We start from the raw sequence: 25293 nt of genomic DNA, 5'->3' as shown, positions 1-25293 counted from the left end.
ATCGTGGCACGTGAGTTCCAATGCGTCGGGGTTGTCGGTCTCGGGACCATGGGGGCCGGGATCGCCGAGGTCGTGGCCAGGACCGGGCTGAGGGTCATCGGTGTCGAGGTCGACGAGCAGTGCATCACGCGCGCTCGGGAGCACATCGAGCACTCCACCGGGCGGGCCGTGGCGGGCGGGAAGCTCGACGCCGCCGAGCGGGAGGCGCTGCTCCAGCGGGTCAGTTTCACCACGGACCTCAAGGACCTGGCCGAGGTCGACCTCGTCGTCGAGGCCATTCCCGAGAGCCTCGAGCTCAAGGCCAGCGTGTTCACCGAGCTGGAGCAGGTCTGCCGGCCCGACGTCATCCTCGCCTCCAACACCTCCTCCCTGTCCGTCACCGAGATCGGTGTCCACACCGGACGCCCCGGCAAGGTCGTCGGGCTGCACTTCTTCAACCCCGCGCCCGTGCTGAAGCTCGTCGAGATCGTCCGGACCGTGGTCACCGAGCCGGACGTCGTCGCCGACGTCGAGGCGTTCGCCCGCCAACTCGGCAAGGAACCGGTCGTCATCGGGGACCGGGCCGGGTTCATCGCGAACGCCCTGCTCTTCGGCTACCTCAACCACGCCGTCTCGATGTACGAGTCCCGCTACGCCACCCGCGAGGACCTCGACGCCGCGATGCGTTTCGGCTGCGGCTATCCCATGGGGCCGTTGGCACTGCTTGACCTCATCGGGCTCGACACCGCCTACGAGATCCTCGAGACGATGTACCGCCAGTCGCGCAACCGTCTGCACGCGCCGGCGCCGATCCTCAAGCAGATGATCACGGCCGGGCTGCTCGGGCGGAAGTCCGGGCGCGGGTTCTACACCTACGCCGGGCTCGACTCGCCCGTCATAGTGTCCGATATGGACACTCCGGAGCCGGCGACCACCAGTCCCACAAGGGAAGTGCGCAAGGTCGGCGTCGTCGGCACCGGCACCATGGCCACCGGGATCGCCGAGGTCCTCGCCAGGAAGGGCTTCGACGTCGTGCTCAGGGCACGGACCGCCGACAAGGCCGAGGCCGCACTCGGCAAGGTGCGGAAGTCCCTCGACCGGCAGGTGACCAAGGGTAGATTGTCCGAAGAGGACAGGGACGCCACGACCGGCCGGATCCGCGGGGTCACCGAGTTCGACGAGCTGGCCGACTGCGACCTCGTCATCGAGGCCGTCGCCGAGGAACTGGCCGTCAAGCGGGAGGTGTTCGGCGCCCTCGACAAGGCCGTCAAGCCCGGCGCCATCCTCGCCACGACAACGTCATCACTGCCCGTGATCGAGTGCGCTGCGGCGACCTCGCGGCTGGCGGACGTCGTGGGCCTGCACTTCTTCAACCCCGCGCCCATCATGAAGCTCGTCGAGGTCGTGCACACCATCTCGACCGCCGAGGACGTGGTCGCCACGGCCGGTGCGCTGTGCCGCACGGTCGGCAAGCACCCCGTCCACTGCGCCGACCGCGCCGGGTTCATCGTCAACGCGCTGCTCTTCCCGTACCTGAACGACGCGGTGAAGATGCTCGAGGCCCACTACGCGGACGCCGACGCCATCGACACCGCGATGAAGGTCGGCTGCGGCCTGCCGATGGGCCCGTTCGAGCTGCTGGACGTGGTCGGGCTCGACGTGTCGCTCGCCATTGAGCGCACGCTCTACTACGAGTTCCGCGACGCCGGGTTCGCGCCGGCGCCGCTGCTGGAGCACCTCGTCACGGCCGGCCGGCTCGGACGCAAGACCGGCAAGGGGTTCAGGGACTACTAGCCACAGCCACAGGCGCCGCCGCAGCAGCCGCCGCCCGTCGGGGCGCTGGCTCCGTCGCCACCCCTGCTCAGCGCGACCATCGACAGCAGCTTGACGGTGTCGTCATGGCCCTCCGGGCAGGACGCCGGGGCCGATGACTCACTCATCGAGCGACGCACCTCGAAGGTGGTCGCGCACTCCTTGCAGCGGTACTCGTACGTCGGCACACGTCAATTGTGCACTGCCACTAACCTGGCGTCTCGTGCCTCGTCGTAACCGTGACCGCCGCGAGCCGCCCCGCGAGCTCGGCACCGCAGGCTGGCAGCGGAGCGAGTCCGCCCACGACGGCGAGTGGCTGGTACGCAACGTCAGCGCCACGCACACGACCAAGACCTACCGCTGCCCCGGCTGCGACCACGAGATCCGCCCGGGCACCGCGCACATCGTCGTCTGGCCCGCAGACGAGCTCGGCTCGGTCGCGGACCGCCGGCACTGGCACCAGGGCTGCTGGCAGGCACGTGCTCACCGTCGGCCCACCCGCCGTCGCCAGCAGAACGACCCAAGAAAATAACGTTGAGAAAACTTCCTGAAAGGTGTCGAACCGACCCTGGCTCCTACGACGTGTCTGTGTAACCAACAGGACAGACCACCAGGAGCCACCAATGTCGCACCCACTCGGCGCCCTCGCGGACAGCATGACCGCCTACGCCATCTACGCCACCGCCCAGACCGAGATGCGGCGTGCATACGCCCTCATCGAGACCGGTGACCTCGACGCCGCCGCCAACGAGGTCGAGTCCGCCGCGCACGCCGCCGAGGTGCTGGCCCGCGCGTCCACGGAACTGGACCGGATCGCACACTGGCGCAAGGTCGCCGCCGCCCGGCAACGGTTCGTCGATCAGCTGAGGGGCGAGCTGGTGGCGGCCTGAATGGCCAGGTCGCCACCCGTCACCGAGGGAAGGTGCTGGCCGCCGCGAGGAACGCGTCGTTCTCCGCAGGCAGGCCGATCGTCGCGCGGGCACCCTCGCCCGCGAACGCACGCACGATCACCTTCTGGTCCATGCAGTGCTCGTTGAACGCGGCCGTGCGCTCACCCAGCGGGAGCCACACGAAGTTCGCCTGCGTCTCGGGCACCTCGTAGCCCAGCTCCAGCAGTGCCGCGCGCACCCTGGGACGCTCCTCGGTTACCTCCCGGCACCGCGCCATCAGCTCGGCCTGCGCCGACATCGCGGCCATGCCCGCCGCCTGCGCGATCTTGTTCACCGAGAACGGGATGCCCACCTTGCGTATCCCGGCCGCGATCGCGGGATCCGCGACCAGGTAACCCAGGCGGATGCCGGCCAGCGCGTACGCCTTCGAGAACGTCCGCAGCACGGCCACGTTCTGCCGGTCGAGGAACGAGAACCCGTCCGGCACGTCCGGGTCGGTCACGAACTCCCGGTACGCCTCGTCGAGCACGACCAGCACGTTCTCCGGGACGCGGTCCAGGAACGAGGTCAGTTCGGCCGTGCGCAGCGCGGTCCCCGTCGGGTTGTTCGGATTGGCCACGAACATCACCCTGGTGCGGTCGGTGACGGCCGCCAGCATGCCGTCGAGGTCCAGCGCATGGCCGGTGTTGGGCACCTTCACGCCGACGGCCGTCGCGATCTGCGTGACGATCGGGTACGCCTCGAACGACCGCCAGCCGAACACGACCTCGTCACCCTCGGCGCACAGCGCCTGCACCACCTGCTGGCACAGGCTCACCGATCCGCAGCCGACCGCGAGCCGCGGCCGGTCGAGGCCGAAGTGCTCGGCCGTGCGGTCCAGCAGGTCGTCGCACCCCATCGCGGGGTAGCGGTTGATGTCGGCCGCGGCCTCGGCGATGGCGGCGAGCACGGCTGACGGCGGCGGCCCGGACAGCTCGTTGCTGGACAGGATGACCGCGCCGGGCACCTTCCGGCCGGCGATGTAGTCGGGAAGCGACGCGAGGTCGGTTCTGACCGTGACAGGCATGGCAGCCATCATGTCATCCCGGGCTACGGAAGAAGCAATTCACGGCTCCCTGGAAGAAGGCTTCACGCACCTGGATGAACCCGACCTTCTCCGCGACCCGGCGGGCGGAGACGTTCACCGTCGGCGTGATGATGAAGATCGGCAGATGCGGGTACACGCGCCTGCCCCACTCGACCGCGGCCACGACCATCTCCGGTGCGTAGCCGCGGCCCCAGAACTCGGGGAACAGGCGGTAGAACACGTTGAGGTAGGTGCCGGCCCAGTCGTCGGACGCCATCTGCAGGCCACCGAACCCGACGAGTTCCTTCGTGCCGACCAGTTCGAGCGCCCAGTAGCCGAAGCCGAACTCGTTCCAGTGGTCCAGCCACGCGGAGAACAGCCGCGTGGAATGCTCGGCGCCACGCAGCCCTTCCGGCCGGTGCCGCACGGCGTCGGGGTCCGCGTGCAGTGCCACCATCGCGTCGACGTCCTCGGGGACGATCTTTCGCAGCACCAGCCGTTCGGTCGTGATCCGTTCGGGTCTGGCGCCCTCCGCGAGCTGGCTCACTTCTCGATGCTCATTCGAGCCAACGGGTCACCGCCGCCGTGAACTCCTCCGGTGCCTCCAGCGGTGGCAGGTGACCCGTGCCGGCCAGGACCACGACCTCGGCCTTCGGCATCAGCGTGGCGAGCGCCTCCGCCTCCTCGGCCGGGATGAGCGTGTCCTGCTCACCACGCACGACCAGCGTCGGCACGTCCGCGGCCGCCAGCAGCTCGGCCGAGTCGGGTCGGGCGGCCATGGCGCGCTGTGCCCACGCGATGGCCGCACCGTCCTGTTCGGACACCAGCGTGCGCACCCCGGCCACGACCTCCGGCCTGCGCTCGTGGGTCTCGGCGCCGAGCAGTGCGGGCAGCATGGCGTCCGCGACGAAACCGGGCCCCTCGGCATCGATCCTGGTCGCCACGGCGTGCCGGTTGGCGCGGGCGGCTTCGGTGTCCGCACTCGCGCGGCCCGACACCAGCACCAGACCGGCGACGAGTTCTGGCGCCGCCCGCAGGACGGCCATGGCCACGTAGCTGCCCATCGAGCAGCCGCCGAGCAGGACGCGGCGGCCGTCCAACCGCTTGATGACGTCGGCGGCGACCGTGCTCAGGTCGGGTTCGTCGGAGCCGAGCGGTGTGCCGCCGAAGCCACGCTGGTCGGGGGTGATCAGCTCGACGTGCTTCGTGATGCCGGCTCGCACCCCGTCCCACATCCGGTGGTCCAGTGGAAAAGCATGGAGCAGCACGAGCGGGGTGCCGGGGAAACGCATGCTTCCATCCAAGCATCTGAACGGACTTTGTGGAGTGAACCAGCGGTTCAGCAGTGCTTGCGGTGCTCAGCGTCTGCGTCGCCGGATCTTCCTGTTCTCGTCGTCCGGTTCGAGCGGGATGCGTGGTTCGTTCCTGGCCAGCCCGAGCAGTTCGGCGGTGAAGTCGGCGAGCGTCTCCGAGGAGGACTCGAGGCCGGCACGGCGCAGCGCAGCCGACCGCAGCCGGGGGTAGCCGCGGACCGACACCGGCCGGAGCGGGCGCAGCCCGTATCCGGGCGTGTCCTGGAGAGCGGCGGACAGCTCCAGGTCGGCGAGCACCGTGCCGGGGCGGGCGACCGAGGTGAGGCGGCTCGCGATGTTGACCACCGAGCCGTACACGTCGCCGAAACGGCTCAACACCCGCCCGTACGCGAGACCCGCACGCAGGGACGGCACGCCATCCTCCTGGTCGGCGCGGCTGATCAGCGTCAACGCGATCTCGGCGCCGTCGACCGGCGAGTCGGCGACGAACAGCACCTCGTCGCCGAGCATCTTCACGATCCGGCCGTGGTTCTCGGCGACGACCTCGGCGGCGAGCGAGTCGAACGCCTCGACGACGCTCACCAGCTCCGCCTCGGTCGCGCGGCGGGTCAGCGCGGTGAACCCGACCATGTCGGCGAACCCGACGACCTGGGGCCGCTCGTCGAGGTCCTCGTCCGGGGCGGTGAGCAGGCGGACGGAGTGCGCGGCGACGTGCCGGCGCCACACGTAGTCCTGCAGCGCCTCCAGGTCGGGCACGAGGCGCTCGATGAGGCGCGTGAGCTGGCGTTCGTCCGCGCCGAGCTCGGGGTTGGCGGCCAGCACGTCCCGCAGCATGTGCACCTGCGACTCGGCGAGGCGCGACATGTGCTGGCCGATCATGCGGGCGGTCGAGGTGGCGAGCGACGGGTCGAGGATGCCGCTCTGGATCAGCTGGTCGGTCAGGCGCAGCGCGTGGACGTCGCCGTCGGTGAACACGGCCGCGTCGTCGTCCTGGGTGGAAAAACCGAGCGCCCGCCACAGTGCGCTGGCGCGTTCCTCCGGCACGCCGGACAGCTCGGCGACCTCGGTCCGGGTGTACTGCCTGGCGCCGCCGAGCAGAATGCGCTCGATGGCTTCCTCTCTCACGTTGTGTGCACGATGAGGACGTCGACCTTCGACTTGCGGGCGGCTTCCGACGGGACCGAGCCGAGGATGCGGCCGGCCAGCGTGTTGAGGCCCCGGTTGCCGACGACCAGGAGGTCCGCGCCGCGCTCCTCGACGACCCTCGTGAGCGTGGGGACCGGCTCGCCGTCCACGACCACCGTGTCGATCTTCGTGGCGCCGTGCTTGCGGGCGCGTTCGGCCGCCGTGCGGACGGATTCCTCGGCCGGCGTCGAGCCAACGACCTGGTAGGCGACGTCCGCGCCCAGCTCGTCGACGGCTCGGCTGACGTCCTCAGGGCGGGGCGGGTGGTAGGCGCAGGCGATGACGAGCGTGGCGTCGGTGTCCGCGGCGATCTGGGCCGCCCGGTCCACCGCGAGGTAGGACGAGTCGGAGCCGTCCGTGCCGACGACCACGGTCTGGTAAGCCGTCATGTGTCCTCCCGTTAGCTACTCGTGAGTAAACCTACCGTGTGGATGGTCGTCTTCGCACGGCTACGCGATGTCGTTTTCCCGCCAGACCCCTGGTCGGTGTTGGTCGAGGCTTGAGGCATGACCGACTACGTGATCCACCCACTGACCCTGTTCGGCGACGGTGTCGCGATGACCGCCTCCGGCGGCGAGCCGCTGCGCTGCTGCCTGCGTGACGCCGAGGCGGGGGAGTCGCTGGTGCTGTTCAACTACGAGCCGTCGCTGCCGGCGGAGAGCCCGTACCAGGAGAAGGGCGCGGTGTTCACGCACGCGTCGCCCTGCGCCGGCCCGGAGTCGGTGACGTCGTACCCGGCCGACTGGCGCGGCCGGCCGCAGGCCCTGCGCGCGTACGACACCCGAGGCTGGATCCACCCGTCAACCCACGTGCACGACGGCACGGACCCGGAAGCGGCGATCGCGGCGGTGCTGTCCCACCCGGACGTGGTGGAGGTCCACAGCCGCAACCTGGCCTACGGCTGCTACATGTTCCGCCTGACCCGCCGGTAACCGAGTTATTCGCCTATGTCCTCGTACCAGAGGTCCGGGTGCTGGGCGATGAAGTCCTTCATCATCGTGACGCACGTGTCGTCCGCGAGTAGTTCTATGCGGACGCCGTTCTCCGCCAGCCAGTCGTGGCCGCCGGTGAAGGTCGTCGACTCGCCGATGATCACGTGCGGGATGTTGAACTGGCGGACCAGGCCGCTGCAGTACCAGCACGGGGACAGCGTCGTGACCATGATCGTGTCGCGGTAGTGGCGGCGGCGGCCCGCGTTGCGGAACGCCGTCGTCTCCGCGTGCATGGACGGGTCACCGTCCTGTACGCGGCGGTTGTGGCCCCTGCCGAGTAGTTCGCCGTCCGTGGTGAACAGCGCGGCGCCGATCGGGATGCCGCCTTCGGCGAGGCCCTGGCGGGCCTCCGCGACGGCCACCGCGAGCAGGTCGGCCGTCGTCACCTGGCGATGCGCTTCGTCTGCGCGTCTGCCACGTTGTGCGGGATCGGCGGCTCGTCGGGGGCGCCGGCCGTTTCCCACTTCGCCTTCGGCGGACCCGGCAGCGGGTTGCGGTCACGGGGCGCCGGGGTGGGCTTCGCGCCGGCCTCTGCCGCGTCGGCCAGTTCTTCCGGCAGGGGTTCGAAGGCCGGCACCGCGTTCTCCAGGTACGCGTGCGCGTCGACCACCAACTCCCGTGCCGAGGTGAGCTGTTCGGCGACCTTGGCCCGCAGCTTGCGTAGCGCGGCCACGCGCTGCGCGGCGTGGTTGATGCGCCGGTTGGCCTCGTCGGTCGCGTCGCGGACGCGGCGTTCCGCCTCGGTCGTGGCCTCCTGCAGGCGCGCGGTCGACTCGGTGATCGCGTCGTGGCGGCGGCGGTTGGCCTCCTCCGTCGACTCCCGCACGCGGCGTTCGGCCTCGGACTTCGACGTGGCCTCCTGCTCGGCCAGCGCACGCATCGACTCGGTGCGGCGGGAGGCCATCGCGATCTCGAAGTCCTCCTCCACCTGCTGATGCCGCGCCTGCAGGGCGATCTCGACGGCCTCCGCCTCCGACTTCGCCTTCGAGACGATCTCGGCGGCCTCCGCGCGGGCCTTCTCCAGCATGCCGCGGTGCTCGCGCTCCATCTCGATGCGGCGCTCGTCGAGCTCGCGGATCTTCGCCTCGTGCTTGGTCTTCAGGTCCTCGGCCTCGGCGTGGGCCTTCGCACGGATGTGTTCGGCCTCGGCGCCGGCCTTGGTGCGCATCTCCTCGCACTCCTCCTGCGTCAGCCGCAGCATGCGCTGCAGCCGCTCGGAGAGGCCCTCGATGGTCGTCGGGGGTTGTGCGAGCCGCTCGACCTGTTTGTTCAGGTCGTCGATCGTGGTGCGGGCCACCTCGAGTTGCGCGGTCAGCTCAGCCGACTGCGCAGCCGCCGCGTTGCGGTCGGCCGCGAGGATCTTCAGTTGGCTGTCCAACTGTTCGAGGTGTTCCTCGACCTGCATCCGGTTGTAGCCGCGCTTGGCAATATCGAAGCCGGCTCCCAGCGGTACAAGATCACGTTCTTCGCCCAGCGCCATGGCCCCACGCTACCTTGCCCGCCTCCACGGCATGGGGCGTGTTGGTTCAGACGCCGCGAAAACGGTTGATTGCCGAAAGATGTTGCGCTCGCAACTCGGGGTCGCGCACGCCGAGACCCTCCTCCGGCGCGAGGCACAGCACGCCGACCTTCCCCTGGTGTTTGTTCATGTGCACCTCGTACGCCGCCTGCCCGGTCTGCTCCATCGGGTACACACCGGACAGTGTTGGGTGGATCTTTCCCTTGGCGATCAAGCGGTTCGCCTCCCACGCCTCGCGGTAGTTCGCGAAGTGCGAGCCGATGATGTTCTTCAGGTTCATCCACAGGTACCGGTTGTCGTACTGGTGCAGGAAGCCGCTCGTCGACGCGCACGTGACGACCGTGCCGCCGCGCTTGGCCACGAACACGCTGGCGCCGAACGTCTCCCGGCCGGGGTGCTCGAACACGATGTCGGGGTCGTCGCCGCCGGTGAGCTCACGAATGCGTGCCCCGAACCGCTTCCATTCCTTGGGGTCCTGGGTGTGCTCGTCCTTCCAGAACCGGTAGTCCTCGGCGTTGCGGTCGATGATCAGCTCCGCGCCCATGCTGCGGCAGATCTCCGCCTTCTGCGGGCTGGACACCACGCACACCGGCGTCGCGCCGCCGTTCAGCGCGAACTGCGTGGCGTACGACCCGAGGCCGCCGGACGCGCCCCAGACCAGGACGGTGTCGCCCTGCTTCATGCCGGCGCCGTTGCGGGAGACCAGCTGCCGGTACGCGGTGGAGTTGACCAGACCTGGGCAGGCGGCCTCCTCCCACGTCAGGTGTGCCGGCTTGGGCATCAGCTGGTTGGACTTGACCAGCGCGAGCTCAGCGAGTCCGCCGAAGTTCGTCTCGAAGCCCCAGATGCGCTGCTCCGGGTCGAGCATCGTGTCGTTGTGGCCGTCCGGGTGCTCCAGCTCGACGTTGAGGCAGTGCGCGACGACCTCGTCGCCCGGCTGCCACGCGTTCACGCCGGGCCCGGTGCGCAGCACGACGCCGGCCAGGTCGGAGCCGACCACGTGGTAGGGCTGGTCGTGCCGCTTGGCCAGGGGCGACGTTTTGCCGTAGCGGCGCAGGAAGCCGAAGGTGTCCATCGGCTCGAAGATCGACGTCCACACCGTGTTGTAGTTGATGGCGCTGGCCATCACGGCCACGAGCGCCTCGCCTGGCCCCAGCTCCGGCGTGGGCACCTCGTCCACGTGCAGCGACTCGCGGGGGTCCTTGGCGCTGTGCTCACGACCCGCGAACATCTCGACCTCGTCGGCGTGCACGGTCACGCCGCGGTAGCTCTCCGGCACCGGCAGCGAGCCCACCTCAACGTGGTCACCAGCAAGAATGGCGTCGAGAATCTTCTGCATGCCAGCCCACGCTACTGGCCGGTAACGTTTCAGAAGAAGCAAGGGGAGACGGGTGTCACTCAACTGGAAGCCAGTATTCTTGACCGGGCGGCCAACCAAGGAGCATCATCGAGAGTGAGGCTCTCAGTGACACGGAGGTGGTCTCGAATGGCAACAACACCAGCAGCCCGGCCGTGGACCCGGCCGCATGACTGGGCCGAGGTCGTGCTCGGTGTCGTCGCACTGCTGTCGTTCATCTGGACCGACACGAGCGACGGCGCGATGTGGACGATGATCGTGCTCGGCGCGCTCATCGCGATCGACGGTCTGGTCTCGCTGGCCATGCCGGGCATGATCTACGGCGAGGGTGTCCAGGTGGTCCTCGGCGTGCTCATGTTCATCTCGCCATGGGTGATCGGGTACACCGAGTTCAGCGCCATTTCCTGGTCCTCCTGGATCATCGGCGCGTTGACCGTGATCGTCGGTGCGATGGCACTGCCGGTCGCGCAGGCGGCGCACCGGTCCGGGATGGCTGGCCAGCACTGACAGAATCGGACACCACAAGCGCGGTCCACGCGTGGCCTCACCGGGTCGCGTTCGTGGGCCGCGCACCTTCGCGTGGAAAGGGCAGGCCACGATGCTGAGGAACGGCAAGAAGGATGACCCGTCCGCACGGGAGCGCATCCTGGCCGCCGCGGAGGAGTTGTTCGCCGAGTCCGGTTTCGACGCGACGCCGACGTCTCGGATCGCGGCGCTCGCCAAGGTGCCCAAAGGGCTGGTGCACTACTACTTCCAGAAGAAGCAGGACCTGCTGACCGCTCTGGTGGATCGGCTGCCGGACACGCACATCGAGCCGTCGCGGGTGGTCGTGCCCGGCGACGTGGCGGCGTCACTGCGCCAGCTGGTCGCGGAGTTGGACGCGCGGAACCGTGCGTCGACGCTGCTGTCGCACCTGCTGTGGCGGGAGGCGGACACGCACCCGTCGGTGAAGGAGGCGCTGCAGGCGCGCTTCGAGTCGGTGGTGGACCAGGTCCGGGTCGTGATCCAGGCGGCGAGCGCGGGCGCACTGGCGTTGGCCGACGTGGACACGGCGTCGGAGCTGCTCGCGCTCGCGGTCAGCTACCGCCACTCGATGGCCCGCCACGCCGACACGGACGCCGACAACACGATGGACCGCGAGGTGACCTTCATCGCGAACGCGTTGGCCACCCGCCCTGCGCCCACCCCATGAGGTACCGCGTTCAGTCGGCGGGTTGCACCAGCTCGATCAGGACGCCGCCCGTGTCCTTCGGGTGGACGAAGTTGACCCTGCTGTTGGCCGTGCCGATGATCGCCTCCTCGTAGAGGACGCGAAGACCCTTGGCGCGTAGGGCTTTGGTGGCCGCCTCGATGTCCGTGACGCGGTAGGCGACCTGCTGGACGCCAGGGCCCTTGCGGTCGATGAACTTGCCGATCGTGGTGTCGGGGCCGAGCGCGGCGAGCAGTTGGACGGCGGTGCCCGTGCCGGTGTCTCCCGGAGCTCGCATCATCGCCTCGCGTACGCCCTGGCTCTCGTTCACCTCGACGTGGGTCAGTTCCAGCCCGAGCGTGTCCTGGTAGAACGCGATCGCCTCGTCCATGTCGGGCACCGCGACGCCGACGTGGTCGATTGCGGTGACGAAAGGCTTCAGTGCGTCCATCTACCGACCATACTTCGCGTGATCGATCCCGTGACCTGCGGTTGTGCGAGTCCTCACACAGCACGGGGCCTACTTTGCTACCAACGGGTAAGGTCGAGTGCTGACCCGAGATTCTTGGAGGCACGCTGTGTCTGGATCCGTCATCGTCGCCGGGGCACGCACCCCCATCGGCCGGTTGCTCGGCTCCCTCAAGGACTTCTCCGCGGCCCAGCTCGGCGGCGTCGCCATCAAGGCCGCACTCGAACGCGCCGGGGTGGCGCCGGAGCAGGTCCAGTACACGATCATGGGGCAGGTGCTGACCGCGGGCGCGGGTCAGATCCCGGCACGCCAGGCCGCGGTGGCGGCCGGCATTCCGATGGACGTGCCAGCCTTGACCATCAACAAGGTCTGCCTGTCCGGCCTCGACGCGATCGCGCTGGCCGACCAGCTCATCCGCGCCGGCGAGTTCGAGATCGTGGTGGCCGGCGGGCAGGAGTCGATGACGCAGGCGCCGCACCTGCTGCCGAAGTCGCGCTCCGGCTTCAAGTACGGCGACGTCACCATGCTCGACCACATGGCCCACGACGGTCTGTTCTGCGCCTTCGACCAGGTCGCGATGGGTGCCTCGACGGAGAAGCACAACGTCCGCTACGGCGTGACGCGCGAGGAGCAGGACGCCTTCGCCGCCCGCTCGCACCAGCGCGCGGCCGCTGCCATCGAGAAGGGCCTGTTCGCCGACGAGATCGCGCCCGTGACGATTCCCCAGCGCAAGGGCGACCCGGTCGTCTTCGACACCGACGAGGGCGTGCGGCCGACCACGACCGTCGAGGAGCTCGCCAAGCTGCGTGCCGCGTTCGCCGCCGACGGCACCATCACCGCGGGCACGTCGTCGCAGATCTCCGACGGCGCGGCGGCGGTCGTGGTGATGAGCAAGGCCAAGGCGGAGGAGTTGGGCCTTTCGTGGCTGGCCGAGATCGGCGCGCACGGCGTCGTGGCGGGGCCGGACGCGAGCCTGCACGAGCAGCCGTCGAACGCGATCAAGGCAGCGCTGGCGAAGGCCGGGCTGTCGTCGGCCGACCTTGACCTCGTGGAGATCAACGAGGCGTTCGCCGCGGTCGGCGTGGTGTCCACCAAGCAGCTGGGCATCAGCGACGACATCGTGAACGTCAACGGCGGCGCCATCGCGCTCGGCCACCCGATCGGCGCGTCCGGTGCACGGCTGGCCGTGCACCTGGCCTACGAGCTCAAGCGTCGCGGCGGCGGTCTCGGCGCGGCGGCACTGTGCGGCGGCGGCGGCCAGGGCGACGCGCTTTTGCTTCGTGTCTAACCTGTCCGAGCTGATCGAGCAGGCCCGTGCCGGTCGGGCGCGTGCGGTCGCGCGGTTGATCTCGCTGGTCGAGGACGACAGCCCGGAGCTCCGGACGGTGGCGGCGGCACTGTCGCCGCTGACCGGCCGGGCCAGGGTGCTCGGGCTGACCGGCCCGCCCGGCGTTGGGAAGTCGACGTCCACGTCGGTACTGGTGTCGGCGTTCCGGGCACGTGGCCTGCGTGTCGGCGTGCTGGCGATCGACCCGTCGTCGCCGTTCTCCGGCGGGGCACTGCTCGGCGACCGGATCCGCATGCACAGCCACACGATCGACGATGGCGTGTTCATCCGCTCGATGGCCACCCGGGGCGCGCTCGGCGGGCTGGCGACGGCGACCCCGCAGGCGGTGCGGGTGCTGGACGCCGCCGGCTTCGACGTGGTGCTGGTCGAGACCGTCGGGGTTGGACAGTCCGAAGTAGACATAGTGGCGCTGGCGGACACCACGGTCGTACTGCTGGCGCCTGGGATGGGCGACGGCATCCAGGCCGCGAAGGCGGGCATCCTGGAGATCGCGGACGTCTTCGTCGTGAACAAGGCGGACCGCGACGGCGCCGACCAGACCGTGCGGGACCTACGCCACGCGATGTCCCTGGGCCGGCGTGAGCTCGGACCGTCCTGGCGGCAACCGATCGTGCGGACGGTCGCGTCGGCGGGGGAGGGCGTCGACGACCTGGTGGCCGCACTGGACAGTCACCATGACTGGCTGGTCGCCCACGGCGAGCTGGAGGCGCGGCGGCTCCGGCGCGCGGAACGGGAGATCGAAGCCATCGCGGTGACGGCTCTCCGCGCCCGCCTGAGCGGCGTGCGAGGCGGCGAGGCACTGTCGAGGCTCGCGAAGCAGGTGGCAGCCGGGGAGGCGGACCCGTACACGGCGGCCGACCAGCTGACCGCCGGACTCTGACGCGTCGATTTCCGCGCGCCCGCCCGGCCCAAAACTATACGGTCGTCCGTACAGCTAGCGCGTTCAAAGCTGTGTTCGCGCTGGCGGCTGCAGCTCGGCGACGACTAACTATACGGTCGTCCGTACAGTTAGCGTGTTCAAGGCCGCGTCCGCGTTGGCGCTCCAGGTCGACGACGACAAACTGTACGGTCGTCCGTATAGTTCGCGCGGCCCAAACGGTGCTTGCGTTGGTGCTGCGCCTTGATGGCGGCCAAACTGTACGGTCGTCCGTATAGTTTGGCGCGTTCAAAGCCGCGTTTGTGTTGGTGCTGCGCCTTGGCGACGACAAACTATACGGACGACCGTATGTATAGTTGCGGGGTTGGGGTGGCCGGTGGCAGGCAGCGGATCGCCGCCACGTCTCCGTCCACAACGGACTCGCCGGCCGCGTGTGGGACGGCGTAGGTGTCGCCCTTCGCGAGTGGTACCTCGCCGGCCTTCTCGGTGCGCAGCACGGCCGTGCCGTCCAGCACCACGAGCACGCTGAACGACGCGTCCAGTTCCGCGCCCGCGCCGAGCCGTTCCGCGCGGAAGAACTCCGGGTGGCCGAAGAGGTCCTTGCCGGAGTCGCGGCGGACCAACTCGTCGAGGCGGTCCGCCCAGCCGCGCCGGTCGACGCACCGCAGTGCCGTGTCGAAGCCGATGCCCAGGTGGCCGCCCGCTTCGTCGTCCGCGAAGCCCTGCCACTCCAGGAGAACCGACAGGTCCGTCGGCTGCTGAAGCTCCACGATGAACACCCCGGCGCCGATCGCGTGTGGGACGCCGGCCGGCACGAACACCGTGTCACCCGGGCGGACCCGCACCGTGTTCAGCGCGGCCAGCATGGCGGCGGAGTCCTGCCGGGCGACCCAGTCGGCCACCGTGTCCTCGCTACGGTCCTCGGTGAATCCGATGTGGACGGTCGAGTTCTCGTTCGCGCCCACGATGATCCACGCCTCGGTCTTGCCGTAGCGGGAGTGGAGGTGGGTGGCGGCGAACTCGTCGGACGGGTGGCAGTGCACCGGGAGTCGCTGCCCGGCGTCTAGCAGCTTCACCAGTAGGGCCGGCTCCGCGCCGAAGGCCGCGACGTGCGCGTCACCGAGCCAGTTGGCCGCGTGCTCGGCGATCGCGTCGCGCAGGAGCGTGCCGTCGGGGAGCGTGGTGAGGCCGGCCGCCTGCTCGCCGTGCAGCGTCGTGCAGGACGCCACCCAGTCCTCCGGGCCGAACTTCTTCGGTGCGTCACCGCGGAGTGCCGCGATGGCCGCGCCGCCGGCGTAGAAACGGGGTGGCTGGTTGGCGGGCAGCCGCACGGGCCGCAGACCGTCGTTCATGTTTCTCCTGATCCACGGGCGATCAGCACGATCTGGCGCGGTGGCTGGCGATCGCCGTCCAAGCGGGGCGAACAGCAGCTCGGCACCCGCCGCGCGCAGAACCCGAGTGCCAGCTCCCGCTCGCGGCCGGCGTCCTCACCAGACGAACCCGTGTGTACCTGCCGGCCGAACCGGCGCGCAACCTCCTCCGCGGCGCGGGTGGGCCCGGAGTAGAAGGGGTCGGCCACTCGGGACACGGTCTTGATGCTGACACCGGCGAGCCGAACCACGTCGCTCATGGTGGACCGGCGGGGCAGCCGTCCGGCAGAGTTGGACAACGTTGTCATAGCGCCGCTCATTGGACAGTTCAGCGGTGGCGTTGTCAACGACAAGGTTGTCAGGAAAAAGTCGGCGGACGCCACCAGGGGCTGGCTGGAGGCGTCCGCCGACTCACCAGCCGTCGTGTCGAGTGACGGCTGGTGTTCGGGGGAGCGGGGAGACCGTTCCGCTCACCCGAGGTCAGCGGCGAACGGCGACCGAGCGGTCGCCGCCCGCCAGAGAAGAGTCTGTTGTGGCTGGTGGCCTGGTGCGCGCCGCCGCGGGTAGCTGGCGCGCACCAGGTTTCTCCACCGGCCGGAATCGCTGCCTCGCCCTGGGCGGCGGGAGCACCGGGCAGCGTCCGGTCGGGCCCTTCCCCGGGTCAGTAGCCCTCCTCGCCCGCCTCCTCGGACGTCTTAACGGACGACTTCGACGATTTCGCGGCCTTCACCGGCGCGGTCGACTTGCAGCCTTCCTCCTCGATCACGAACCACACGCCGCCGACGCCGTGCCCGTTGGTCTGGCCCGGTTTCTTGTCCTCGACATAGGTGTAGACGGGCCAGTTGCCCACGGTGACCTGCTTCGTGCCGTCCGGTCGGGTCACCGTGCCGACGAGCTTCGGGTCCACCCCGTCCAGCTCGATGTCCTCGTCCGTCGTCAGCAACGGCGGCCACTTCTCGGCACAGTCGTCCACGCACTTCGACGCAGGCGGCTTGGTCTTGTCGTTGGTGAACAGATAAAGGGTCCGGCCGTCCTGGTCGGTCAGCGCCTTGCCGAAGCCGGGGATGTTCGTTGCCACCACGGAGACCTGCGCCGGGGACTCGGTCTGCTGATCCGGCGACTCTTCGGGTTTCTCTTCCGGCGCTTCGGTTTTCTGGCCCGGCGGGGCGATCTGCTGGCCGTCCGCGGACAGCGCGTACCAGGCGTTCTGCAGACCCTGCCCGTTCGCCTCGCCAGGTTTGGTGTCCCCGGAGTACGTGTACACCGGGGAGCCGCTGACCGTCACCTGGGTGAGGCCGTCCGGCCGCTCGACCGTGCCGAGGACGGCTGGGTCGATCCCCTGCGCCTTCACGGCACTCGTGGCGAGCAACGGCGGCCACATCTCCGCGCATTCCTTGACACACCGGGACTCCGGCGGGTTCGTACCGTCCGCATTGAACATGTACAGGGTCTTGCCGCCCTGGTCGGTCAGCACGGTGCCGAGCCCGGCCACGCTGGCCGCGTTCACCGAGACCGCCTGAGCCGGCTTCTGCTGTGCGGCCGGCTGGATGTTCGTGGGCGGGCCTGCCGCGGCGCCGCACCCCGTGAGCAGGGCCAGTCCGGCGAACACCGGCAACACGAGATGCTTACGCGGCACGGAGTCCCACCCCTTCTGTCCGATGTGGCCGGCGCGCTGGTCGCGCCGGCCGGTGACATGGACACGGATCCCCACACATATCGGTTCAACAACAACACCCCGATGCCGCTGACCGGCTAGATTGCCGATTCGTGAGCCAATCCGCCATCGCCGTGGCCGACATCCGGAAGTCCTACGGCGACCTCAAGGCGGTCGACGGCGTCTCGTTCACGGTCACCGAGGGGGAGTTCTTCGGCATCCTCGGACCGAACGGCGCCGGCAAGACCACCACCCTGGAGATCATCGAAGGCCTGCGCGAACCGGACAGCGGCACGGTTCGCCTGCTGGGGGAGTCGCCGTGGCCACGCAACGTGGCCCTGTTGCCCCGCATCGGCGTGCAGCTGCAGGCCAGCGCGTTCTTCGAGAAGTTGACCGCGCGCGAGCAGCTCCTGACGTTCGCCGCCATGTACGGGGTGAGCGCCGCCCGCGCCGACGAGATGCTCGAACTGGTCGGGCTCACCGACAAGGCGGGCACCCGCGAGGACAAGCTGTCCGGCGGCCAGCGCCAGCGACTGTCGATCGCCTGCGCACTGATCCACGACCCGGACGTGGTGTTCCTCGACGAGCCGACCGCCGCGCTCGACCCGCAGGCGCGCCGGAACCTGTGGGACGTCCTGCGTGCCATCCAGGAGCGCGGCAAGACGATCCTGTACACGACGCACTACCTCGACGAGGCCGAGATCCTCTGCGACCGGGTCGCGATCATGGACCACGGGCGCATCCTCGCGCTCGACCCGCCGGCCACGCTGGTCCGCGGCCTGGACGCGCCCACCCGCGTCATCCTCGAACGCGGTTCACTGACCACGGCCGACGCTGGCGCGCTGCCCGGCGCGGACGACGTCAGCGAGGACGAGCTGTCGCTCACCATCACGACCCGCAACCCCGCCGACCTGCTGTCGGCGCTGGCCGAGCGTCGCGCGCTGGCCGGCCTGCAGGTACGCACGGCCACGCTGGAGGATGTCTTCCTCGAACTGACTGGACGGGAGTACAGGGCGTGAGCGGAGCTTGCGGAGCGAACCATCGATGCTCAGGCCGACACCTCGACCGCGGAGGGCGACGGTGGAGCGGAGCCTGCGGAGCGTTCCGTCGCCGCGGAGCGGGCGAGGTGTCGGCGTGACCGCGTTCAAGAGCCTCGCAACGGCGATGGTGAAGATCTTCTACCGGGACAAGGCCACGCTGTTCTTCACGTTCGTGTTCCCGCTCATGTTCCTCGTCGTGTTCGGGCTGCTGTTCCGTGACGTTGGCGAGTCGCGGACGGAGATCGGCGTCGTCGGCGACGGGCCGGTGATCAGCGCGCTGGAGCAGACCGGCGCGCTGGAGCTGACCCGTTTCGACACCGTCGACGATGCGGTGGCGAAGGTCAGGGAGGGCGACCTGCCGGCGATGGTCGCGGAGGACGGCGACCGGATCACCTACCGGTTCGCCCAGAGCGACCAGACACAGGCCAGCGTCGTCGGCGGCATCGTGCAGGGCGTGGTCAGCCACGTGAACCAGCAGGACACCGGTCAGCCGCCCAGGTACACGATCGACGCGAGCAACGTCGAGGACTCCTCGCTCGAGCCGATCCAGTACCTCACCCCGGGCATCATGTCGTGGGGCGTCGCGGTGTCGGCCGTGTTCGGCGCCGCGCTGACGCTGGTGAGCTGGCGCAAGAAGCAGGTGCTGCGACGGATCCGGCTTGCCCCGGTGTCCGTGCCGACGGTCCTCACAGCACGGGTCGTGGTGACCGTCGGCATCGCGGTCACGCAGGCCCTGCTGTTCATCGGGGTCGCGGTGCTGCCGGTGTTCGGGCTCCGGCTGACCGGCACGTGGTGGCTCGCGATCCCGGTGTTCCTGCTCGGCATCCTCGCGTTCTTCGCGATCGGCATGCTGGTCGGCGCGTTCTGCAAGACCGAGGAGGCGGCGACCGGCGCGGCGAACATCGTGGTGCTGCCGATGGCCTTCCTGTCCGGCACGTTCTTCCCGATCGACCAGGCGCCGCCGTGGCTGCGGACGGTGTCGCAGGTCTTCCCGCTCCGCCACATGAACGACGGGATCATGGACTTCCTGGTACGCGGCCAGGGCGCGAGCGCACTCGTGCTGCCGTGCGCGGTGCTCACCGGATTCATCCTGGTGGTGGGCGCGATCGCGGCGAAGGTCTTCCAGTGGGAGGACGCCTAGTCCTCGAAGTCGCCCACTGCCTTGCGTACCTTGGCCAGCAGTTCCGTGAGCTGGGCGGTCTGACGTTCGGTGAGGCCGCGCAGGCCGAAGTCGATCTCGGTGACCGCCTTGGTCGCTGCCTCCCGGCGTTCGCGGCCGGCGACCGTGATCTCCGCCAGCGTGGTGCGCCGGTCCGTGGGGTGGGGGAGGCGCTTGACCAGGCCGTCCGCCTCCAGACGGTCCACGATGTTGGTGACGCTCGTCGGGTGCAGCTGTAGCCGTTCACCCATGACCCGCATGGGCAGGCTGCCCCGCTTGGAGAACGTGAGCAGGACGAGGGCCTCGTAACGGGCGAAGGTCAGCCCGTGGGGGCGCAGCGCCGAGTCCACAGCGGACTGCAGCACCTGCTGTACGCGCATGATGCTCGTGACCGCGGCCATGGTGGTCGACGGCCCGACCTGGTTCTCCCATAGTTCCGCGGCGCGGGCGATCGGGTCGAACGGCAAAGCGCGCTGGCTCATGGCGCTTGAAGTTACCAGCCGGTACCGGTAGGTGTGCCCTCGCAGCTTGTGTCGAGTGAGAGGAGTCGGCGTGTTAGTGGCATTCAGCGTGGCCCCGTCGGGTGGCGAGTCGGACAGCGTGGGCACGGCGGTCGCGGAGGCGGTGCGCGTGGTCCGCGAGTCCGGGCTGCCGTGCGAGACGAACGCGATGTTCACCAACGTCGAGGGCGAGTGGGACGAGGTGATGGCCGTGGTCAAGCAGGCCGTCGACGTCATCGCGGCCAGGGCGCCCCGCGTGTCGCTGGTGCTGAAGGCCGACATCCGACCGGGTCACACGAACCAACTGCATGCGAAGGTCGCGAGGATCGAGGCGCAACTCTCGGAGTAGCCCGACACGTCGAAGTGGGGACGTGCCAGGATGGACAGGTGACAAGGCCAGACCCACGTCAAACAGCGGCCATGTCGGCCGCCCTTTCCGGGGCGGTGGACCTGTCCGCCCTGAAGGCCCGCGCCGAGGCGGCCAGCAAGGCGCAGGCACCCGTGCCCGCGTCCCCTGACGGTGCCGTTCCCGCGCCCGGCGGTCCGTTCATCATCGAGGTGACCGAGGCGACGTTCCAGGCCGAGGTGGTCGAGCGGTCCCTGCAGGTGCCGGTGATCGTCGACCTGTGGGCCGAGTGGTGCGGGCCGTGCAAACAGCTGTCCCCGGTGCTGGAACGCCTCGCGAACGCGGCCAACGGCGCGTGGATCCTCGCGAAGGTGGACGTCGACGCCAACCCGCGCATCGCCCAGCTCTTCGGTGTCCAGTCGATCCCCACGGTCGTCGCCATCGCCGGTGGGCAGCCGGTGGAGGCGTTCGCCGGCGCCCAGCCGGAGCCGCAGATCAAGCAGTGGCTGTCGGCGCTGCTCGACGCGCTGCGCGACAAGCTCCCGGGCATCCGGGCCGCCGAGCAGGGCGGCGACGGTGGTGAGCCTTTGCCGGAGCCGGAGGACCCCCGGTTCGTCGCCGCGGAGGACGCCTTCGAGCAGGGTGACCTGGAAGGCGCGGCAGCGGCGTACCAGAAGATCCTCGCCGAGGAGCCGGCCAACGAGCAGGCCAAGGCAGCGCTCGCGCAGGTGAAGTTCATGGCACGGGCGGAGGCGGCCGACCCGTCGGTGGTCGTTCGCGCCGACACGTCCCCGGACGACATCGACGCGCAGCTGTCGGCCGCGGACGTCGAACTCGCGGGCCAGGACATCGAGAAGGCGTTCGCGCGGCTGCTGGACGTGATCCGCAGGACGTCGGGCACGGACCGCGACAAGGCCCGGACCCACCTGGTGGAGCTGTTCGGCCTGTTCTCCCCCGAGGACCCGCTGGTGGCGAAGGCCCGCCGCGACCTGGCGAGCGCACTCTTCTGAGCTGACACCGAGGGCCCCCTTCGAGAAGGGGGCCCTCGGGCCTGTCAGACGAACTCCTCCATGCAGGCGGTGTCGCCGTCGGCGTAGCCCATGCGGAACGCCTCCACCCGCGCGAAACCGGACGGGACCTGGTCTCCGTTGATGTCGGCCGCGATCAGGCTGTCGTCCTGCAGCAACTCGGCCACCGCCTCGTCGAGGTCACCGACCGCCAGGTGCAGCTTGCCGTCCGGTGAGTTCGGGTCCTCGTCGATCGTGGACTCGGTCCACGCGCCGGTGAGACACGCGGTGCGCAGGCCTGCGTTCTCGTCGTCGAGAGGGAAGCCGACCTGCTTCTGGATCGCCAGCGAGTAGCGGGACGCGATCTCGGCCATGGCCGCGAAGTCGCCGATCCCGGCGCCGTCGGCCCCCGGCTGGACGCCATCCTTCGGCGGCTGCGCGATCTGCTTCAGCTTGTCGAGGTCGATGCCGACGATGTTCTCGTCCGGGCAGTACGAGACGGGCGACGTGGACTTGCCCTTCTCACACTTCCCGCCGTTCACCGTGATCTCCGGCTGCTCGGCGTTGTTGTCCTTGAACGCCTCGTCCAGGCTCTCCTGCAGGAGGCCGAGCACATTGTCGTCCAGGGGCGCCTCGCCCTTGTCCGCCTCGTCGCCCTCGCTGCGCTCCTTCTCCTCGATGCGGTTGTCGATCTCCTCGACGTCCATGGCGGCGCAGCGCTTCGGGTCCTCGGTGCTGAACCCTTCCTGGAACGCGTACACGCGGTCGAACGCGAGGCCGTGCGCGCCCTCGGTCTTGGAGTCGAGGCCCGCCGGGTCGCGGATGAAGAACACGGTCGCGAGGATGTCGTTCAGGCCCTTGCCGGTGTTGAGCTGGAAGTGCTTGGAATTGCCTTTGACGACCCAGCGCATGAAGTTGCCCATGTAGCAGTCGGCCTGCTGCTCACGCACGATCGTCGGGGTCGACTGGCTCATGTTGCTCTTCGCACCGAGCCGGAACTGCACGGCGTGCCCCATCTCGTGGGCCAGCACACCGACCACGGACATCGGGCCGAACATCTCGCTCAGGGAGGGCAGCAGCACACCGCGGTCCCACGCGATCAGGTCCTCGCCGCCGCCACCGCAGTAGAAGGCGTTGACGAACTCCCGGGTGCTCGCACCGCAGAGCGTCAGGTCGTCCCGCCGCGAGTCGTACGACACCAGACGCTGGATCTTCTGGAAGTCCTCGTTGAACTCGCCGGGCATCTGCTTGCCCCAGTACTCGTACAGGTCGGCGACCGCGTTCAGTGCCAGCCGGTCCATGTCGCCGCCGTCGCCGTTCTCGACCGCCAGGTCGGCGTTCGGCACGCCGTCGCGAGGGCCGGTCGGCCCGTCGGTCACCTCCTCCCCGCCCGCGTCGGTGGTGTCGATGTCGCCCATGACGGACGGTTGCCCGGCAACCTTCGTCTGACCACACCCCCCGACCTGCGCCACCATCACCGCTACCGCGGCGAGGGTGAGGCCTACACGCACCCACTGCACTCGCACAGCCGCTCCCCGTTCACGAACCGTTGGTCGAAGGGCACACTACTGGGCCGATAAGCCGCACGTACGGGGAACCACGTGGTTACAACTCGCAGGCTTCGACGCCCTGTAGTACGCCCGTGCGGAACAGCGAGACGCGGTCGAACCCGGTCGCGACGGCCTTCCCGGCCAGGTCACGGCCGACGTAGTCGTAGCGCAGCAGCACCTGGATGGACTCGTCGAGGTCGCCGGGGGACAGCAGGAAGCCTTGCCGGCGGTTGAGCAGCGAGCCCGTGTACGCGCCGGTGACGCACAGCAGCGCCCGCTGCGTCTCCTCGCCTTCCAGCGGTTTGCCCAGCGCCGCGAGCGCGGCCATGCTGTAGCGCGACGCCATGATCGTGCCGGTCGCGAAGTCGCCGATCTCGACGTGCAGCGTGGGCAGCTCGCCGCCGGTGGCCACGTCGATCTCGTTGGTCTCCTGGCAGTACGCGATCGGGCCCTGGTCGGTTTTCACGCACTCCGGCGACGTGTCGCTGGTGCGGACCGTCGGCGTGGTCCACTGCTTGCCGAGGTTCGTCACCATGCCGCTGTAGGACAGCTCGAGGTCCTCCTGCACGGTCGACAGCAGCGTGTCGAACTCCAGGTTGCCGCCGCTCGCCTGGTCGTCGAGGCTCAGGAACCCGCGCTGGGTGAACGTGCGGTTCTCCATGCTCATGGCCTTGCACAGGTCGACGCCCTCGTTGAAGCCGTCCTGGAACGCGCCGACGCGGTCGAACGCGTCGCCGTGGGCGTCCTCGTCGGTCTGTGTGGTGCCGACCGGGTCGCGGAACATGACCAGTGCCTCCATGGCCGTGTCCAGCCGGTCCTTGGAGACCTTCAGGTGGCTGGCCCTGCGGTCGGCGACCCAGCGCACGAACGAACCCGCGTAGCAGTCCGCCTGGGCCTCGACGAGGATCGTCGGGTAGTCCTCGGGGTTGGCCTGCTGCTTGGCGACGGTCAGACCGGTCCGCCGCTGCACGGCGTGCCCCATCTCGTGGGCCAGCACGAACATCACCGCGGCCTCGCCGAACTTCTCCTTCAGCACGGGCAGCAGCGCGGCCCGGTCCCACGCGATGACGTCCTCGGTCGGGCAGTAGAACGCGTTGCCCTCGACGTCCGACGCCCGTCGTGCGCAGGGCGGCGCCTTCGCGTCGTCGTCGGCCGTGTCGACCGAGTAGAAACCGCCCTCCAGGTCGGTCCACTGCTTGTCGAACGCGGTGGGAAACGTGTCGGTCCAGTACTGCTGGACGTCGGTGACCACCGTCGCGGCCAGCCGGTCGATGTCGCTGCCGTCGGTGTTCTTCACGAACGACGGGTCGACCGCCCCACCGCCTCCCGGGTCGTCGGACACCACGGAGTCGCCGTTCGTCGGTGTGCCTGCGATCGTGGTGGTACAGGCGGCGAGCGCGAGCAGCACCGGCACGATCAAGGCGATAGCGGGTCGCGTTGGCACGTGTCCAGTGTGCCGGTCTTTACGTGTCCGTGTTGTGAGGACGGCGGAATGCGGTCAGCGCGACGCCCGCGACCAGCGCCTGACCGATCGCGGCCGCGTACAACGCGCCACTGGGCTGACCATCAGCGACGAGCCGGCCCGCGACCGTCGTGCCGATGCCGAAACCGGCCCACATCAGGCTGAACACCCACGCGAACGCCTCGATCCGTTGGCTCTCAGGGGTGAGCTCGCCGACGAGCACCTGCTGGAGTGTCTCCACAGGACCGTTGACCAGGCCGTACACGGTGTACAGCGCGGCGACGAGGACGAGAAGCTCGGCGCCGGCCAGTCCCGCGCCGGCGAGGACGGCGGCGCCGGTCGCGTGCAGCACGACCAGTTGCGTGTGCGGGCGACCGGGCCAGGTGCGGGCGCCGTAACCGATGCTGGCCACCACAGCGCCGAGCGCCATCGCACTGTGGAACACCCCGGCCGTGCCCCGTCCGGACACCGCCGCGACAGCCGCGACCTCGAGGCAGCCGAACGCGAACGTGTCGAACACGATCATGCCGAGCAGCAGCCGCACCCGGCCGTTGGCGAGCGGCCCGAGCAGGCCACGCGGCGCGGGCTCGCCGTCCCGTCGATGGTGTCGCAGGGTGGGCGAGATCGAGATCAGCAGGTCCCCGGTCAGCTTGCAGACACCGGTCAACGCGACCGCCGCTGGCGCGGGCATGAGCAGCAGCAGGCCGCCAGCGATCATCGGTCCGGTCAGGAAGGCGGCGGTGTTGAGCGCGGCGTCGAACGCGTACGCGGTCGGCAGGTTCTCCTTGGCCACGATGGCGGGCCACAGGCCACGCACGACCGGACCGGCCGGCGGCACCGTCGCCCCGAGCGCCCCGGCCGCGACCGCGATGACCGCCGCGGGCGCGCTCGCGAAGAGCCCGGCCAGCAGACCGGCCCACGCGACCGCGTGCCCGACCGTCATCCACAACATGACCTGCCGCGGTTCCTTGCGGTCCGCCGTGCGGCCCCGCATGGGCCCGGCGACGGAGTTGGCCACCGCGAACACCATCAGCAGCAGACCAGCGGTCGCGTACCCGTACCGCTGGGACGCGGCCACCAGCAGCGACAGGTTCAACATCGAGGTCGCGAGCCGCGCCGGCAGGACCGCCGCCGCGAGCCTGCCTACCCCCGGAATACTCAGCAGTTCGCGATATCGCCGCACGCGGCGCCACGTTAACTGATCAACAC

At 69.5% G+C, this 25293-nt stretch carries 28 protein-coding genes and 1 pseudogene; 12 read left to right on the top strand and 17 right to left on the bottom strand.

The features are described from left to right. Positions 1–3: 3 nt before the first annotated feature. Positions 4–1773 carry a 3-hydroxyacyl-CoA dehydrogenase family protein gene (locus tag VF106_RS15670; RefSeq protein WP_330840429.1) on the top strand — a complete coding sequence of 590 codons (1770 nt, stop codon included), beginning with the start codon at positions 4–6 and terminating at the stop codon, positions 1771–1773. On the opposite strand, the gene VF106_RS15665 is transcribed toward VF106_RS15670, so the two are convergent. Continuing rightward, positions 1770–1979 carry an FmdB family zinc ribbon protein gene (locus tag VF106_RS15665; RefSeq protein WP_330840428.1) on the bottom strand — a complete coding sequence of 70 codons (210 nt, stop codon included), beginning with the start codon at positions 1977–1979 and terminating at the stop codon, positions 1770–1772. The two genes, VF106_RS15670 and VF106_RS15665, sit on opposite strands and share 4 nt — an antisense overlap. A gap of 35 nt (positions 1980–2014) precedes the next feature. Between VF106_RS15665 and VF106_RS15660 the strand changes: the two genes are divergently transcribed. Together VF106_RS15660 and VF106_RS15655 are read left to right on the top strand one after the other, a co-directional pair. Beyond that, positions 2015–2323, top strand: a complete 309-nt coding sequence (locus VF106_RS15660; RefSeq protein ID WP_330840427.1) for an Rv1322 family protein — start codon at positions 2015–2017, stop codon at positions 2321–2323. A gap of 91 nt (positions 2324–2414) precedes the next feature. Further along, positions 2415–2681: a hypothetical protein gene (locus tag VF106_RS15655; protein ID WP_330840426.1), complete on the top strand. Its 267-nt coding sequence runs from the start codon at positions 2415–2417 to the stop codon at positions 2679–2681. Between the two features lie 19 nt (positions 2682–2700). Here VF106_RS15655 and VF106_RS15650 read toward each other — a convergent pair whose 3' ends face one another. From VF106_RS15650 to VF106_RS15630, 5 genes are all read right to left on the bottom strand, one after another. Next, positions 2701–3756: a histidinol-phosphate transaminase gene (locus tag VF106_RS15650; protein ID WP_330840425.1), complete on the bottom strand. Its 1056-nt coding sequence runs from the start codon at positions 3754–3756 to the stop codon at positions 2701–2703. 4 nt (positions 3757–3760) lie between these two features. Beyond that, on the bottom strand, positions 3761–4294 hold the full coding sequence (locus VF106_RS15645) for a GNAT family N-acetyltransferase (RefSeq protein ID WP_330840424.1): 534 nt from the start codon (positions 4292–4294) through the stop codon (positions 3761–3763). 10 nt (positions 4295–4304) lie between these two features. Further along, positions 4305–5039, bottom strand: a complete 735-nt coding sequence (locus VF106_RS15640) for an alpha/beta fold hydrolase (protein WP_330840423.1) — start codon at positions 5037–5039, stop codon at positions 4305–4307. Between the two features lie 66 nt (positions 5040–5105). Continuing rightward, entirely contained in the window at positions 5106–6185 is a 1080-nt protein-coding gene (locus VF106_RS15635; protein ID WP_330840422.1) for an adenylate/guanylate cyclase domain-containing protein, read from the bottom strand. After that, positions 6182–6634 (bottom strand): universal stress protein, encoded by a 453-nt coding sequence (locus VF106_RS15630; RefSeq protein WP_330840421.1) that lies wholly within the window; start codon positions 6632–6634, stop codon positions 6182–6184. Before VF106_RS15630 ends, VF106_RS15635 begins: the two co-directional genes overlap by 4 nt. 117 nt (positions 6635–6751) lie before the next feature. Here VF106_RS15630 and VF106_RS15625 point away from each other — a divergent pair, with 117 nt between their 5' ends. Beyond that, positions 6752–7177, top strand: a complete 426-nt coding sequence (locus VF106_RS15625; RefSeq protein ID WP_330840420.1) for a DUF1203 domain-containing protein — start codon at positions 6752–6754, stop codon at positions 7175–7177. A gap of 5 nt (positions 7178–7182) precedes the next feature. On the opposite strand, the gene VF106_RS15620 is transcribed toward VF106_RS15625, so the two are convergent. From VF106_RS15620 to ccrA, 3 genes are read right to left on the bottom strand one after another with little or no spacing between them, the layout of a single operon-like run. Then, complete coding sequence (locus VF106_RS15620) at positions 7183–7623, bottom strand: nucleoside deaminase (protein WP_330840419.1); 441 nt, start codon at positions 7621–7623, stop codon at positions 7183–7185. Further along, entirely contained in the window at positions 7620–8717 is a 1098-nt protein-coding gene (locus tag VF106_RS15615; RefSeq protein ID WP_330840418.1) for a coiled-coil domain-containing protein, read from the bottom strand. Before VF106_RS15615 ends, VF106_RS15620 begins: the two co-directional genes overlap by 4 nt. Before the next feature lie 46 nt (positions 8718–8763). Then, complete coding sequence (ccrA, locus tag VF106_RS15610; protein WP_330840417.1) at positions 8764–10095, bottom strand: crotonyl-CoA carboxylase/reductase; 1332 nt, start codon at positions 10093–10095, stop codon at positions 8764–8766. Between the two features lie 147 nt (positions 10096–10242). Here ccrA and VF106_RS15605 point away from each other — a divergent pair, with 147 nt between their 5' ends. Together VF106_RS15605 and VF106_RS15600 are read left to right on the top strand one after the other, a co-directional pair. After that, positions 10243–10620, top strand: a complete 378-nt coding sequence (locus VF106_RS15605) for an SPW repeat protein (RefSeq protein ID WP_330840416.1) — start codon at positions 10243–10245, stop codon at positions 10618–10620. Positions 10621–10711: 91 nt separating this feature from the next. Then, positions 10712–11305: a TetR/AcrR family transcriptional regulator gene (locus VF106_RS15600; protein WP_330840415.1), complete on the top strand. Its 594-nt coding sequence runs from the start codon at positions 10712–10714 to the stop codon at positions 11303–11305. 10 nt (positions 11306–11315) lie between these two features. Here the strand turns inward: VF106_RS15600 and mce are convergent, their stop codons facing one another. Next, positions 11316–11753 carry a methylmalonyl-CoA epimerase gene (mce, locus tag VF106_RS15595; RefSeq protein ID WP_330840414.1) on the bottom strand — a complete coding sequence of 146 codons (438 nt, stop codon included), beginning with the start codon at positions 11751–11753 and terminating at the stop codon, positions 11316–11318. Positions 11754–11880: 127 nt separating this feature from the next. On the opposite strand from mce, the gene VF106_RS15590 reads away from it, so the two are divergent. Next, positions 11881–13059, top strand: a complete 1179-nt coding sequence (locus tag VF106_RS15590) for an acetyl-CoA C-acetyltransferase (protein ID WP_330840413.1) — start codon at positions 11881–11883, stop codon at positions 13057–13059. Next, positions 13052–13999: a methylmalonyl Co-A mutase-associated GTPase MeaB gene (gene meaB / locus VF106_RS15585; RefSeq protein ID WP_330840412.1), complete on the top strand. Its 948-nt coding sequence runs from the start codon at positions 13052–13054 to the stop codon at positions 13997–13999. Before VF106_RS15590 ends, meaB begins: the two co-directional genes overlap by 8 nt. Positions 14000–14328: 329 nt before the next feature. On the opposite strand, the gene VF106_RS15580 is transcribed toward meaB, so the two are convergent. The 3 genes and pseudogenes from VF106_RS15580 to VF106_RS15570 all read right to left on the bottom strand — a co-directional run bounded on the left by VF106_RS15580 (position 14329) and on the right by VF106_RS15570 (position 17002). Then, positions 14329–15348 (bottom strand): class I mannose-6-phosphate isomerase, encoded by a 1020-nt coding sequence (locus VF106_RS15580; protein ID WP_330840411.1) that lies wholly within the window; start codon positions 15346–15348, stop codon positions 14329–14331. A gap of 83 nt (positions 15349–15431) precedes the next feature. Beyond that, positions 15432–15626, bottom strand: a pseudogene (locus VF106_RS15575) (LacI family transcriptional regulator); the annotation flags it as partial. Between the two features lie 401 nt (positions 15627–16027). Then, complete coding sequence (locus VF106_RS15570) at positions 16028–17002, bottom strand: SCO0930 family lipoprotein (protein WP_330840410.1); 975 nt, start codon at positions 17000–17002, stop codon at positions 16028–16030. A gap of 131 nt (positions 17003–17133) precedes the next feature. On the opposite strand from VF106_RS15570, the gene VF106_RS15565 reads away from it, so the two are divergent. Together VF106_RS15565 and VF106_RS15560 are read left to right on the top strand one after the other, a co-directional pair. Beyond that, positions 17134–18039: an ABC transporter ATP-binding protein gene (locus VF106_RS15565; RefSeq protein ID WP_330840409.1), complete on the top strand. Its 906-nt coding sequence runs from the start codon at positions 17134–17136 to the stop codon at positions 18037–18039. A 115-nt stretch (positions 18040–18154) separates the two neighbouring features. Next, positions 18155–19201, top strand: a complete 1047-nt coding sequence (locus VF106_RS15560; RefSeq protein ID WP_330840408.1) for an ABC transporter permease — start codon at positions 18155–18157, stop codon at positions 19199–19201. Here the strand turns inward: VF106_RS15560 and VF106_RS15555 are convergent. Further along, positions 19198–19701, bottom strand: coding sequence for a MarR family winged helix-turn-helix transcriptional regulator (locus tag VF106_RS15555; protein WP_330840407.1), 504 nt, complete (start codon positions 19699–19701; stop codon positions 19198–19200). The genes VF106_RS15560 and VF106_RS15555 overlap by 4 nt on opposite strands. A gap of 70 nt (positions 19702–19771) precedes the next feature. Between VF106_RS15555 and VF106_RS15550 the strand changes: the two genes are divergently transcribed. Next, positions 19772–20068, top strand: a complete 297-nt coding sequence (locus tag VF106_RS15550; RefSeq protein ID WP_330840406.1) for an MTH1187 family thiamine-binding protein — start codon at positions 19772–19774, stop codon at positions 20066–20068. A gap of 71 nt (positions 20069–20139) precedes the next feature. After that, a complete protein-coding gene (locus VF106_RS15545) occupies positions 20140–21075 on the top strand; it encodes a tetratricopeptide repeat protein (protein ID WP_330840405.1) in 936 nt (311 codons plus the stop codon). Between the two features lie 44 nt (positions 21076–21119). On the opposite strand, the gene VF106_RS15540 is transcribed toward VF106_RS15545, so the two are convergent. From VF106_RS15540 to VF106_RS15530, 3 genes are all read right to left on the bottom strand, one after another. Further along, a complete protein-coding gene (locus VF106_RS15540; protein WP_330840404.1) occupies positions 21120–22598 on the bottom strand; it encodes a neutral zinc metallopeptidase in 1479 nt (492 codons plus the stop codon). A gap of 79 nt (positions 22599–22677) precedes the next feature. Beyond that, positions 22678–24066 carry a neutral zinc metallopeptidase gene (locus tag VF106_RS15535; protein WP_330840403.1) on the bottom strand — a complete coding sequence of 463 codons (1389 nt, stop codon included), beginning with the start codon at positions 24064–24066 and terminating at the stop codon, positions 22678–22680. A gap of 19 nt (positions 24067–24085) precedes the next feature. Beyond that, complete coding sequence (locus VF106_RS15530) at positions 24086–25267, bottom strand: MFS transporter (RefSeq protein ID WP_330840402.1); 1182 nt, start codon at positions 25265–25267, stop codon at positions 24086–24088. Positions 25268–25293 lie beyond the last annotated feature (26 nt).

It is taken from the genome of Actinophytocola sp., assembly GCF_036378875.1.
GTDB lineage: Bacteria > Actinomycetota > Actinomycetes > Mycobacteriales > Pseudonocardiaceae > Actinophytocola.
This window is presented reverse-complemented; position numbering and strand designations above follow the sequence as displayed.